This window comes from Collinsella sp. wc0583 (assembly GCF_046116915.1).
Lineage (GTDB): Bacteria > Actinomycetota > Coriobacteriia > Coriobacteriales > Coriobacteriaceae > Collinsella.
Genome location: NZ_JBJXBN010000003.1, coordinates 111076 through 124165 on the forward strand (window position 1 = coordinate 111076; position 13090 = coordinate 124165).

12 protein-coding genes and 1 riboswitch are annotated in these 13090 nt (G+C 61.0%); of the genes, 11 read left to right on the forward strand and 1 reads right to left on the reverse strand.

What is annotated here, in order from left to right; genetic code table 11:
- Positions 1 to 158: 158 nt before the first annotated feature.
- From ACKUUJ_RS03370 to ACKUUJ_RS03405, 8 genes are all read left to right on the forward strand, one after another.
- Positions 159 to 965, forward strand: coding sequence for a YebC/PmpR family DNA-binding transcriptional regulator (locus ACKUUJ_RS03370; RefSeq protein ID WP_409064668.1), 807 nt, complete (start codon positions 159 to 161; stop codon positions 963 to 965).
- A gap of 166 nt (positions 966 to 1131) precedes the next feature.
- Positions 1132 to 1677, forward strand: a complete 546-nt coding sequence (locus ACKUUJ_RS03375) for a hypothetical protein (RefSeq protein WP_409064669.1) — start codon at positions 1132 to 1134, stop codon at positions 1675 to 1677.
- Entirely contained in the window at positions 1670 to 2047 is a 378-nt protein-coding gene (locus ACKUUJ_RS03380) for a DUF2273 domain-containing protein (RefSeq protein ID WP_409064670.1), read from the forward strand. Before ACKUUJ_RS03375 ends, ACKUUJ_RS03380 begins: the two co-directional genes overlap by 8 nt.
- A 44-nt stretch (positions 2048 to 2091) precedes the next feature.
- Complete coding sequence (locus ACKUUJ_RS03385; RefSeq protein WP_195403852.1) at positions 2092 to 2613, forward strand: Asp23/Gls24 family envelope stress response protein; 522 nt, start codon at positions 2092 to 2094, stop codon at positions 2611 to 2613.
- Between the two features lie 223 nt (positions 2614 to 2836).
- Complete coding sequence (locus ACKUUJ_RS03390; protein WP_409064671.1) at positions 2837 to 3859, forward strand: YitT family protein; 1023 nt, start codon at positions 2837 to 2839, stop codon at positions 3857 to 3859.
- A 149-nt stretch (positions 3860 to 4008) separates the two neighbouring features.
- Positions 4009 to 5325, forward strand: a complete 1317-nt coding sequence (locus ACKUUJ_RS03395; RefSeq protein ID WP_390447727.1) for a zinc-ribbon domain-containing protein — start codon at positions 4009 to 4011, stop codon at positions 5323 to 5325.
- A 195-nt stretch (positions 5326 to 5520) separates the two neighbouring features.
- Complete coding sequence (locus ACKUUJ_RS03400) at positions 5521 to 6129, forward strand: DUF4234 domain-containing protein (RefSeq protein ID WP_138339567.1); 609 nt, start codon at positions 5521 to 5523, stop codon at positions 6127 to 6129.
- Positions 6122 to 6619, forward strand: coding sequence for a DUF2752 domain-containing protein (locus tag ACKUUJ_RS03405; protein ID WP_195234805.1), 498 nt, complete (start codon positions 6122 to 6124; stop codon positions 6617 to 6619). Before ACKUUJ_RS03400 ends, ACKUUJ_RS03405 begins: the two co-directional genes overlap by 8 nt.
- 105 nt (positions 6620 to 6724) lie before the next feature.
- On the opposite strand, the gene ACKUUJ_RS03410 is transcribed toward ACKUUJ_RS03405, so the two are convergent.
- Positions 6725 to 8188 carry a M20 family metallopeptidase gene (locus tag ACKUUJ_RS03410; RefSeq protein WP_409064672.1) on the reverse strand — a complete coding sequence of 488 codons (1464 nt, stop codon included), beginning with the start codon at positions 8186 to 8188 and terminating at the stop codon, positions 6725 to 6727.
- Positions 8189 to 8350: 162 nt separating this feature from the next.
- On the opposite strand from ACKUUJ_RS03410, the gene ACKUUJ_RS03415 reads away from it, so the two are divergent.
- From ACKUUJ_RS03415 to groL, 3 genes are all read left to right on the forward strand, one after another.
- On the forward strand, positions 8351 to 9994 hold the full coding sequence (locus tag ACKUUJ_RS03415; RefSeq protein WP_229057752.1) for an amidohydrolase: 1644 nt from the start codon (positions 8351 to 8353) through the stop codon (positions 9992 to 9994).
- A gap of 506 nt (positions 9995 to 10500) precedes the next feature.
- Positions 10501 to 10794, forward strand: coding sequence for a co-chaperone GroES (groES, locus tag ACKUUJ_RS03420; RefSeq protein WP_409064673.1), 294 nt, complete (start codon positions 10501 to 10503; stop codon positions 10792 to 10794).
- A gap of 95 nt (positions 10795 to 10889) precedes the next feature.
- The gene (gene groL / locus ACKUUJ_RS03425) at positions 10890 to 12527 is read left to right on the forward strand and encodes a chaperonin GroEL (protein WP_006234938.1); all 1638 of its coding nucleotides are present in this window, start codon (positions 10890 to 10892) and stop codon (positions 12525 to 12527) included.
- 368 nt (positions 12528 to 12895) lie between these two features.
- A riboswitch (FMN riboswitch) is annotated at positions 12896 to 13088 on the forward strand.
- Positions 13089 to 13090 lie beyond the last annotated feature (2 nt).

Below are 13090 nucleotides of genomic sequence, written 5' to 3' on the forward strand. Positions count from 1 at the left end.
ATTGGGGTCAGGCTGCTTTGTGCCAAGGGGCTGCATCATCACGACGCCTTCATTTTTTTGTTTATCTCACAGGCCAGTAGGTATATCATTTATAGCGTTTGTTTATATTGCCCGAGCATCCACGCTGGGCTTTAGGTCGAAACCGATAGGAGACACGTATGTCCGGACACTCTAAGTGGGCCACAACCAAGCATCGTAAGGGCGCGCAGGACGCCAAGCGTTCCGCCCTCTTCTCCAGGCTCAGCCGCAACATCACCGTTGCTGCCCGTCTCGGCGGCGACCCGCTGCCCGAGAACAACGCCAGCCTCGCCGCTGCCGTTGCCAAGGCCAAGGCTCATTCCATGCCTAAGGACAAGATCAAGTCCGCTATCGATAAGGCCTTTGGTTCTGGTGCCGATGCCGCCGTCTACGAGAACATCGTGTACGAGGGCTACGGTCCCGCCGGCGTTGCCGTCTACGTCGACTGCCTGACCGACAACCGCAACCGCACCGCCGCCGATGTCCGTTCCGCCTTCTCCCACGCTGGTGGCAACCTGGGCACCTCCGGTTCCGTCGCCTTCCAGTTTGAGCGCAAGGGCCAGATCGTCGTTGCCAAGGAGGTCCTGGACGAGAACGCCAAGAAGGAGACCATGATCGCCAACGGTGCTGCCGGTGACGAGGATGAGTTTATGATGGCGATCGCCGAGGCCGGTGGCGAGGACTACGAGGACGCCGGCGAGGAGTGGATCGTCTGGACCGCTGCCAACGACGTCATGGCTGTTTCCAAGGCACTCGAGGAGCAGGGCATCCAGGTCAAGGGCTCCGAGACCACCATGGTCCCGACCACCCCGACCGAGGTTTCCGGTGCCGACGCCAAGAAGGTTCAGCGCCTCATCGACCGTCTTGAGGAGCTCGACGACGTCCAGGACGTCTACAGCACCATGGACATGACCGACGAGGTTATCGCTGCCCTCGAGGAGGAGTAGCGCCCGCACGGATTGAGCCGTGCATATCTGGGCATAATGAAGCGAGCATGCAAGCCTCGTGGAATAGATGAGCCGGATCCGCGTGCATGAGGCACCGGACCCGGCTCTTTTATAATGATGCGAATCGTTTTGCATTCTGTGGATTGAGATTTGAAGGGAGCGCTGCATGCGCGTGCTCAAACGAGCCCTGGCGATTGTGTATCTTGCCGCCGCCGTCGTGGCGCTGGGTACGTTAGTTTGCCAGTTTTGGGGGCCATATACCTATCGCTTTATGCTGCTGATGCGCGATCCGCTGCCTCGCATCGTTGTTACGGTGTGCGGCGGTGTCGTGGCGCTCGGCGTGCTCGTGGGTTTCTTCCGCCTGATGTTTGCTCGTCGCGAGCCGTCCTGCGTGCATCCGGCGGGGGAGCACAATATCGAGGTCACGCTCGCTGCCCTCTCTTCGTGTGCTCGCACCGCGGCAGAGCGCGACGACCGAGTGATGGTCGAGCATGTCGAGGCACGCGTGCAGGGCTCCGACGAATCGCGCGTCCGTTTTAAGGTCGACGCCATCGCGCTCGACGACCGGGACGTGGCCTCCCTTGCAGCCGCGATGCAGCAACGTATCGAGGAGGCCTGCGACACCATGCTCGGCACGCCGGGCACGACTGCGCGCGTTCGTTTTTTGCCGTCCAAGACTACCGTCCAGACCGTGGAGGTTTCCGGTGAGTGATACCAATCAGGACAAGACCGTCTGTACTCCGCGCCTGACCATCGATCAGAGCGCTGCGCCGGCAGGCGAGGTCGTCGATCCCAAGGTAGAGGGCGCCGAGTCGCATGACGCGGTCGCCAATGATTTTGATGAGGCCATGGGTCTCATCAAGGGTACGGGGGCAGCCATCTGGAGCTATGCCGTCCGTCATCCCAACACCACGCTTGGAGCCGTCGCTGGTTTTGTGCTCGCCGTGCTGGTGCTCACGCTCGGCCTGTGGGATACGCTCGTCATCGCTTTCTTTGTACTGATCGGCGCCGTGATTGGCCAGATCCGTGACGGCGAGAACGGGATCGTCAACTTCTTCGGTCGTCTGTTTAGCGGCCGCTAGTATGTATTCGACCGCCGCGTGTGCGGTGGGCATAAGGAGGAACCATGGCTTTTAACACGAAGGTCGATGTGGCCGATACCGAGCTCGAGGCAGACGAGACCGTCACCGCCGAGGCCGAGGACGTAACGCTCGAGGACGAGGCGCTCGTCGAGGCCGAACCCGCCGACGATGCGGACGAGGACGATGAGGAAACAGACGAGTCCGAGGACTCGCTGACCTATTCCAACGGTGTGATTGAGAAGATCGTCGCTATGGCCACCCGCGAGGTGCCGCACGTCTTGGGCATGAAGGGCAACCTCATGCACTTTGTGCAGGAGCAGTTTGGTGCCGAGAATCTGACCAAGGGCGTGACGGTCGAGGTCACCGATGACAACCGCGTGGTCGTCAACATTTCCGTCATTATCGAGTACGGCGCCTACGCGCCCGCGATTTTCGACGACGTTAAGGCACGCGTGACCGAGCGTCTGGCTGCGATGACCGGCCTTGAGGTGGCGGGCGTCAACCTGCGCATCGAGGATGTCATCACCCCCGAGGAGTACGAGCACCGCACCAACCAGCACGAGTAGCCTACCAAAAAGGTAACCTGCCAAAAAGGGACAGGTTTATTTTGGCAGGTTTTATCTGCGAAAACGTCAAACGGCCGGTCGCACGGATGTATGTGCGGCCGGCCGTTATTTGTATGCCCCCGATGTAGGCATACCGCTCGTCTAACTAGGGGTTGCAATCGTCGCGTTCCGCGTTACCCTAATGGGCGCATTGTTTCCAAATTGTTAACGAGGGGTTGCCGTAATGGCTGACGAGCACGAAACAGAAAGCCAGGCATGGGCAATTGAGGCTGCCGCGGCAGAGGCGGCATCGCGAGCTGCCGAGGAGGTGCATCGTCCTCCCGTGGTGCCGATGGAGCGCGTGGTTGATCGCACCGATATTGAGCGCGGCGAGCGTGCCGGCCAAAAGCGCAGCCAGGAGCCGGGCTTCCCGCGCTTTTTCGCCGAGCTCAATCTGGGCCTGATTCTTACGGCCTTTGCCATCGTTGCGTTTAAAACCCCTAATCACTTTGCTTTTGGCGGCACCTCGGGCGTGTCGGTCATTCTGTCCACGCTGTTCCCGACCCTGCCCGTCGGCGTCTTTATGTGGATTATCAACGCGGTTCTCGTCGTTTTGGGCTTTATCTTTTTGGAGCGCAAGGCAATCCTGTGGAGCGTCTTCGCCTCGTTTGCGCTGTCCGCCTATGTTTCGTTTTTTGAGCTCTTTATTCCGACTGATGTTTCGATGACGGGCGATATGTGGCTCGACCTGTGCTTTGCCGTGATACTGCCGGCGCTTGGCAGCGCTATTGTCTTTGACATCGGCGCCTCGACGGGTGGCACGGACATTCTTGCCATGATCCTCAAGCGCCGCACGACGCTCGAGATTGGCCGTGCCCTGCTGCTGGTCGATATCGGCATCGTGACCATCGCGGCCTTTTTGTATGGCCCGCGTGTCGGTCTGTATTGCGTGCTCGGCCTGTTTGCCAAGACACTCGTGGTCGACAAAGCCATTGAGAGCATTCACCTGCGCAAAGTCTGCACGGTCATTTGTTCCGAGCCCCTTAAGGTCGAGGAGTTTATCGTCAAGCATCTCAACCGCACGGCGACCATTAGCCGCGGCTACGGTGCCTTCTCGGGCAAGTGCGTGACGGTGATCATGAGCGTACTGAGCCGTCGCGAGGCCGTGCAACTACGCCGCTATGCGCGCGAAGTCGATCCGGGCGCCTTTATCACGATCGTCGACAGCTCCGAGATCGTCGGCAAGGGTTTCCGCGGCACGAACTAGCGCGGACGTATTCAACGAACCGCCTGCTGGCGCCGTGTACCTTGCAAATCGGTCGTCTTTGAGTATTTGACCCCACATTGGGCAATAATGATGCTAAAGACAACGTTTGCGATCCAGGTGATTCGTTCAAGATGCGAAGGGATGATTCTATGTTCTGCTCGCAGTGTGGCGCCCCCATGGGCGATAACGACAAGTTCTGCGGCGTGTGTGGCGCTCCTAATGCCGGTGCCGCTGGCCCCGCTCCCCAGGGACAGCCTCAGCCCCAGCAGTTTGTTCCGCAACCGCCCGTGGCGAATGCGCCAAAGGGCTGTGTGGCTCAGGCGTTCCAAGATATGACTAAGACTCCGGGCGTGCTTCAGCGTGTATGCCAAATCGCGTTTTTGCCGGCGCTGATTTGCGTTGTGTCGGTGCTCGTGCTGTTTATTCCCGTTATTGGCGGCATTGCGGCTGCCATCGGCTTTTTGGCAGCTTGCATTGCGAGTGTGTGCGGTTCCGGCTTTGGTATCGAGTGGGGCCGTGATCTGTCGCTCAAGGTCGATGACGGCATGGACCGTCCGCTGATGCGTTCCACGTCGTTTGGTCTCGGAGTCTTTTCGAGCGTTATTTCGGTCGTGCTCGAGGTTATCGCTGCCATTCCCGTTATCGGTGTAGTGCTTTCGCTGGCGGAGGGCGCGGTAATTGGCGCCGCAGGCTCGTATTCGTATTACGGCTCTTATGCGCTCGAAGCTGCGCTGTTTGGCTCGCTTGGCCTGCTTGTCCTGGCGCTAATTGCCTCGGCGATTCTGGGTGTCTTCTTTAAGATGTTCGCCGACATTGCCGTGATGCACTTTGCGGTGACCGGGCGCGTCGAGAGCGCGTTTTCGCTCGATAAGGTCTGGGCGGCCTTTAAGCACAACAAGACCAAGCTGTTCTGTGCTTCGTTCCTTCCCGAGTTTTTGACGGGCCTGGTTTCCAACGCCATTACGTGGATCTTGACAGCTGTCTTTGGTGCCATCGCCGGAATTGGCGCGTACGGCTATTACTATCGCCCCACGGGTATCGAGGCGATTGTTACCGCCGGTGGTGTCACGCTCGTATTGTTCCTGGTGCTGATTGCATTCGTCACGGTGTTCCTTACGGTCTTTGGCAAGATGCTCAAGCACCGTGCCGTTGGCTATTGGGCTGCACGTTATGCAAGCGAATGGGCCGATGAGGACAAGGACGACGTTTTGACTTTTGTGCTCCCGGGTGAGAAGAAGCCTGCTCCTGCGGGATTCAATCCCACGGCAGCCACTGGTGCTGCGCCTGCCCCGGCGCCCGCGCCTGCACCTGCCCCGGCACCCGCGCCTGCCCCTGCCCCGGCACCTGCTCCTGTCCCCGCACCGGCGTCCGAGGCGACGCCTGCGGAGCCCGATTGGGATGCCGTTGCCACGCCGGCGGATGAGCCGGGCGATAATCCTGCTGCCGAAAACAATCAAACCGAATAGCCGGTCGAGGCGCCCTGGGCAACTGAGCCCGGGGTGCCTTTTTCTACTGCGAAAGCAAGAAAATGCCTGGGAAAACGGTTGCAGCAAAATTTCTCGGAAATTGGTCAATGTTGCGCAACAACGTCGCGGCTATTGTTGAGAACGTAGACGTGTAAGGTTTGAAGGCGTGCGACGCCTTAGGAAAAGGAGAGGCTCATGTTCTGTCCCACTTGTGGTTCTCCCATTTCGGATGATGCCAAATTCTGCCCTGTTTGCGGATCCGCCGTTGGTGCCGCTTCTGCCGCTGCGGCCCCGCAGCCCCAGCCCGCTCCGGCCCAGGCTATTCAGCCCGCGCCCCAGCCTCAGCAGCAGTACACCGGTCAATACGCCCAACAGTCCGCATCCGCTCCGATGGGCTATGACCCCATTAAGGCTGACCGCAGCCTGATCGGCTGGCTGCTGCTCTCTCTTGTGACCTGCGGTATCTATTCGTTCTACTTCCTGTATTGCTTGGCACGCGACGTCAACACGTTGTGTCAGGATGACGGCGATTACACGCCGGGTCTGGCGGAATTCATCCTTCTATCGTTTGTGACCTGCGGCTTCTACGCGTACTACTGGTATTACAAGATTGGCAACCGCCTGCAGGCCAACGCTCCTCGCTACGGCCTGGTGTTCCAGGAAAACGGCACCACCGTTCTTCTGTGGCAGATCTTCGGCGCGCTCCTGTGCGGCCTTGGTCCCATCTTCGCTATGAACATCGTCATCAATAATACCAATGCCATGGCAACGGCTTACAACACTCGCCTTGGCGCTCGTGCCTAACAATAAGGGCGGCGTGAACAGCTTCCAGGGACATAGGGGCACGGCAGAGCTCCTTCGCCGCGCCCTTTTTTGCACCGGCGCGCTCTTTGTCGCCTGGCTCGCGCTCTACCTGCTCGACATTGGCTGCATTTTTCGATTGATGACGGGCATTCCTTGTCCGGGATGCGGCATGACGAGGGCGTGGCTGGCGGCGCTGCGCCTCGATTATGCGGCTGCCTTTGCCTACCATCCGCTGTTTTGGGTGGTGCCGATTGCGTTTGTGCTCGCGTTCGTGCGCGAGGAGGTGGCATCGAGCAAGCTAAAGCGTGGTATCGACATTGCGGTCACCGTGTTGTGCGTGCTGGTCGTCGTCGTATGGATCGTGCGCCTCATCAATCCGGCAGATGCCGGTCTGCTCTTTGGCGGCTATGCGCCCGCCGGAGTTCCCGACGATATCATCCACCTCGAACCCCCACGCTGGCTCACCATCCTTCGCTCTTACCTGGCGTGACGGAGGACGCGCTAGAAAAACGGTCGACACATAAGCGGGGGCGGACGTTTCGATACGTCCGCCCCCGCTCTGCTTTAGCCAGGCTGTTATGGATGGGTGTGACGACTACTCGTTGTGCTTCTCCTCGTGGCGAGCGGCAGCCCGCGCATCGTGGATGCCCTTGATTGCAGCATGGCGGGCGGTGCGAGCATCGTGCATGGCGTCGCGCGCCTCAGCGGCCGTGGCCTTGGCAGAGCGCAGCTTGGCGGCCAAGTCGGGGTTGGTTTCGGCGACCGCGGTAATCGCGGGGCCGTCGAGCTCCTCTTGCGTGGGCTCGGCCAAAAAGTCGATAGCATACTGGGCTGCCACCATGGAGCCCTTGGCCAGCACGCTCTCGTCGATCTTGTAAAAGCAGGAATGTTGGGCGTACGTGGCGCCAATCTTGGGGTTGCGCGTACCTACAAAGGCGAGCACGCCCGGTACGCGGCGCAGGTACTCCGAAAAATCCTCGCCCGAAAGCGTGCCACGATAATGGCCTTGGCCGGCGGGGCCCAGACACTTAATTACAGCCTGACGGCAGCGCTCGCTCGAGCCCGCGTCGTTTTCGACCTTGTAGTTGGCGATGGTGTAGTCGGTGAGCTCTGCCTCGGCGCCCAAGGCGGCCGCAGTATGCTCCACGATGCGGCGCATAAGCTCCGGCATTTCCTCGTGGGTCGAATCGCCGTAGGTGCGCACCGTGCCGGCGAGGTAGGCCGTGCCGGCGATAACGTTGCGCGCGGTGCCGCCATGCAGCTCGCCGACGGTGATGACGGCCGGCTCGTAGGGGCTGATTTCGCGCGAGACGATGGTCTGCAGGGCATTGACGATCTCGGCGGCAACCATGACGGCGTCGTGGCCGCGCTGGGGCATGGCGCCGTGGCACGAGGTGCCGCGGACATCGATGCGGAACCAGTCGGTATTGGCCATGCGCGGGCCGGGCTCGCAGCTTACGGTGCCGGCGTCGACCTCGCTCCAGATGTGCGCGGCGTAAGCGCCATCGACGCCGTCGAGCACGCCCGTGCCGATCATGAGTTTGGCGCCCTGGCCGTTTTCCTCACTGGGCTGGAAGACGATGCGGACCTCGCCGTGGATGTCGTCGGTCATATGGCGCAGGATCTGCAGCGTGCCGAGCATCATGGCGATGTGGCAGTCGTGGCCGCAGGCGTGCATGCAGCCCTCGTTGACGCTGGCGAATTCCTCGCCGGTCTGCTCGGTGACGGGCAGGGCGTCAATATCCGCGCGCAGCAGGATGCGGCGGCGCGGCGTGCCGTCCTCGCGGTAGGCGTCGGGTGCGGTGCCGCGGAGGGTCGCCACCAGGCCCGTCTTAAGGGGGCGCTCATAGGGGATATTCATGGCGTCGAGCTGGTTGGCGATGTCGGAGGTTGTGCGCTCTTCGGCGAGGCTCAGCTCCGGATGCTTATGGAAGTGCCGGCGCTGCTTGATGATATAGGGCTCAAACTCGGCGGCGATATCTCGGATGGCCGCGGTGACGTCGTCTGCCGCGCGAGCCTCGGTCGCCGCCATAATCTGCTGTGCCTTGGTCTTCGTCATGATCGATTTGCTCCTTGCTGGGTTGATCGCAAAATCGTACAGGCTCTCTCCAGTATGCCACCTGCCGCTAGGGCTGGCAAAGCTGCCGTTTGCCGCTTGGCATTTTGTAACCGAGACGGGGGAGTACACTCGGGGGTGTTGAATTTCCTGCCAGAGATGGGGATGCCCATGCAACATATCGATCGGATTATCCGCTCCAAGAACGTCTTTACCGCGCAAGACGGCATCGATACTGCTCGTGAGCTGGCGATTGCCATCGCAGGTGACCGTATCGTCGCAGTCGGCAAGCCCGATGACGTGATCGCCGCCGCTCCCGCCGCCACGCCGGTTCTCGACTACGGCGAGCAGTTTGTCTGCCCCGGTTTCCATGACGCTCATCTGCACTTCTTCCATACCTCGGTCGGTTCCTCGCCGTACATGCTCATGGATATGGGCACGTCCGAGGCGGCGCTGGTACAGCACGCGCTCGAGTTTTCCCAGGACCTGCCCGACGACGCTTGGGTTGTGACGCAGGGCTGGCGCGACTACCGTTGGGACCCGCCCGAGCATCCTACCAAGGCGTCGCTCGATGCGGCATTCCCCGATCGTCCCTGCGTTATGTATTCGGGCGACGGCCACACGCTGTGGCTCAACAGCCGCGCACTCGAGGCGCTCGGCGTCACGCGCGACAGCGAGCCGCCGGCGGGCGGCAGCTACGACAAGGACGCAAACGGCGAGCTCACGGGCATTGCTCACGAAGCGGCTGCCATGCAGCTGTTGCCGCGCTGTCTTGAGTGGCTGGGCGAAGATCGCATCGCAAGCGCTTACGCCGATCAAATGAGGCGCATGGCCGAGCAGGGCATCACCTCGATCTGCGATATGTCGCTCATGCCCATGCTGGGCTGTGATTTTATCCGCGACGATGTCTACGACAAGCTGCAGACGACCGGCAAGCTGGGCATTCGTGCCCATCTGTTCCCCACGCTGCTGGATGACCAGTCGCGTCTAGAAGAGCTCCAGGTACGTTACGCGAACAACGCGCTGCTTTCGGCGCCAGGTTTTAAGCAGTTCTTCGATGGCGTGTCGAGCGAACACACGGCATATCTCACCGAGCCCTATACCAATCCGCGCTTCCCGGGCGACCGGGGCCGTCTGACGGTCCCGGCTGAGCGCATGCGCAAACTGGTTCTGGCGGCCGCGGAGCGCGGTCATACCGTACGCATCCACGTTATTGGTGACGGTGCGATTCATGCCGCGCTGGATATCTTCGAGGAAGCGGCCGACCTGTACGGCCTGCCCCAGCACGGCCATAACACGCTCGAGCACCTAGAGAACCTTCTGCCCGAGGACATCGACCGCCTGCGCAAGCTCAACGTGGTCGCCTCGAGCCAGCCCTGCCATATTACGCTCGATCCGGGTGGACCGGAGCGCGATCTGGGCCTGGAGCGCAGCCGCATCATGTGGCCGTTCGCAACCTATAAGCAGCGCGGCATTCGCCAAGCCTTCGGTACCGACAGCCCTATCACGCCCGTTACCAGCATGAACGTGCTCTACACGGCTATCACGCGCCAGGACCCCAAAAGCCACTGGCCCGAGGGCGGCTGGTTGCCGAGCGAGCGCATCGATGCAGCAACGGCTCTGCGCAACTACACCCTGGGCAGCGCCTATGCAGCGGGCGACGAGCAAAACCTCGGCAGCTTGGAGCCCGGCAAGTACGCCGACCTGGTAGTCCTGGACCAAAACCCGCTTACCATTGACCCCCAAGAGCTCCAGGCCACCAAAGTCCAAGCCACCTACCTGGCAGGCAACTTGATTTACGAGCGCTAGCCCCGCATCCCACCCCTCAGTTGCGGTGAAATAGTCCCTAAAATCGGCCTTCAAGCCCAAAAACAGGAACTATTCCACCGCAACTTAAAAGAGCGCGTCCCAACAACGTGCCCCTATCTTGTGCATCCCATCCGCATCGCCATTTTGCTGCACTGACTTTTCTGAATGCCGGGCCCGAATTAGTTAACCTGGCTCCCGTGTGGCTCCGGAGGGGCGGGGCATAAGGTTTATCGCGAGTTCCGCACGAGCCGAAGGCCACTTAATGTGGCCTTCGTGCGAGCAGGACTGCCCGAGCAGGAAACCTTATGCCCCGCCCCTCCGGAGCCACACGGGAGCCACTGCTAAGTTATCCCCCGGCATTCAGAAAATCTAAGTGCCAAAAAATAAGATTTTTTGACTCTGTGTTGTATAACCCGCCATTCGTGGGTACCATTCAACGCGTACGCAAACAAAAAAGGGTTAATTCGCGTGGCATAACCACGCGGCCCAAAAAGGAGGAGACAAGCATGTCGTCTTTGAAGCCGCTTGCAGATCGTGTTCTGGTCAAGCCCGACGAGGCCGAGCAGAAGACCGCTTCTGGTCTGTATATCGCCAGCAACGCTCAGGAGAAGCCGCAGCGCGGCACCATCGTTGCCGTTGGCGCCGGCAAGGTCAACGACAAGGGTGAGCACATCCCCATGGACGTTCAGGTCGGCGACGTTGTCATCTACGGTAAGTTCGGTGGCAACGAGGTCAAGGTCGACGGCGAGAAGTATCTGCTGATGCGTGCCGACGACATCTACGCCGTCGTTGAGGCCTAGTCTCGTCAGACTCTCTGATTCGTCTTTGAGCGCGCCGTCGCATAGGACTCGGAAGCGGCGACGCGAGTCACATTTCTTTTGGAGGATTACCCACTATGGCAAAGAACATTACGTTCAACACCGATGCCCGCGCTAAGCTCGCCAAGGGCGTCAACACCCTGGCCGACGCCGTTACCGTCACCATGGGCCCCAAGGGTCGCTACGTTGCGCTGCAGCGCACGTTCGGTGCCCCGACCATCACCAACGACGGCGTTTCCGTCGCTAAGGAGATCGAGCTCGAGGACAACATCGAGAACATGGGCGCCCAGCTGGTGAAGGAGGTCGCTACCAAGACCAACGACACCGTGGGTGACGGCACCACCACCGCGACCCTGCTCGCCCAGGCCATCGTCAACGACGGCCTGCGCAACGTCGCCGCTGGCGCCAACCCGCTGGCCATCCGTCGCGGCATCGACAAGGCCGTCAACGCCGCCGTCGCCGAGATGAAGAAGCAGGCCAAGCCGGTCGAGACCAAGGAGCAGATCGCTTCCGTCGGTACCATCTCCGCCGGTGACCCCGAGGTCGGCGAGAAGATCGCCGAGGCCATGGAGGTCGTGGGCAAGGACGGCGTCATTACCGTCGAGGATTCCCAGACGTTCGACATCACCATCGACACCGTCGAGGGCATGCAGTTCGACAAGGGCTACGTCTCCGCTTACTTCGTCACGGACAACGATCGCATGGAGGCCGTGATGAAGGATCCGTACATCCTCATCACCGACCAGAAGATCTCCAGCGTCCAGGACATCATGCCCGTTCTCGAGGCTGTCCAGCGCGCTGGCCGTGGTCTGCTCATCATCGCTGAGGACATCGACGGCGAGGCCCTGCCTACCCTCGTCCTCAACAAGATCCGCGGCGCCCTCAACGTCTGCGCCGTCAAGGCTCCGGGCTACGGCGATCGCCGCAAGCGCATCCTCGAGGACATCGCCGTCCTCACCGGTGGTCAGGCTGCTCTGGACGAGCTGGGCGTGAAGGTCGCTGACATTACCGCCGATATGCTCGGTACCGCTAAGTCCGTCACCATCTCCAAGGACAACACCGTCGTTGTCGGCGGCGCTGGCTCCAAGGAGGCCATCGACGCCCGCATCGCTCAGATCAAGGGCGAGATGGAGAACACCACCTCTGACTTCGACCGCGAGAAGCTCCAGGAGCGCCTGGCCAAGCTCTCCGGCGGCGTTGCCGTCATCAAGGTCGGCGCTGCTACCGAGTCCGAGCTCAAGGAAATCAAGCACCGCGTCGAGGACGCCCTGCAGGCAACCCGTGCTGCTGTCGAGGAGGGCATCGTCGCCGGTGGCGGCGTCGCCTTCATGGACGCTGCTCCTGCGCTCGATGCTGTCGAGATTGACGACCCCGAGGAGAAGATCGGCGTCGACATCGTCAAGAAGGCTCTGACCGCTCCGGTCGCTACCATCGCCAAGAACGCTGGCTTTGAGGGCGCTGTCGTGGTCGACAAGGTTGCCGAGCTGCCCGCCGGCCAGGGTCTCAACTCTGCCAACGGCGAGTGGGGCGACATGATCGAGATGGGCGTCCTCGACCCCGTCAAGGTCAGCCGCGTCACCCTGCAGAACGCTGCTTCTGTCGCCAGCCTGATCCTCATCACCGAGGCCACCGTCTCCGATGTGCCCAAGAACACTCAGCTTGAGGACGCTATCGCTGCTGCCACCGCTGGTCAGCAGGGCGGCGGTATGTACTAAGGCCGACAAGGTCTAGAACTCCCACCGGGAATCCGGGGGCGTGACGGGGCTTCTCTCCGGAACGTCCTCGGACATGCAAAGAGGCTCCGCATCGCGCTTCGCGCTGCGGAGTCTCTTTGCGTTCTGCGGAATGTTCCGGAGAGAAGCCCCGTCACGCCCCCGGATCCCCTGCGTTTACGGCCTTGAGGTCGGCGGGCGGAGAAGGACGTGGTTGATGGGAGTGCGTGTCCCTTTCGCTGTTTCGCGCTTTGCGCGAAAGGCGCGTTACTTTGGGATGGGTGGGGAACGTGGTCGTTGCGGCAACTGATCCCCGCCACAAATTACCCTTGGCATACTTGCGCGAATACCTGCTCGTGCTACACTTGCAATTGCTGTTTCAGGGCGGGGTGGAATTCCCCACTGGCGGTAAATCGGGCGGTGTCAAGGGGACGCCGTGGCGCAGGCGAGGTGTCTGCGACCGAGCCGATGAGTCCGCGACCCGTGTGTGCGTTGGTTCGCATGCCGGCTGAACTGGTGAGACCCCAGTACCAACGGTTAGAGTCCGGATGAAAGAGGCAGGTGAT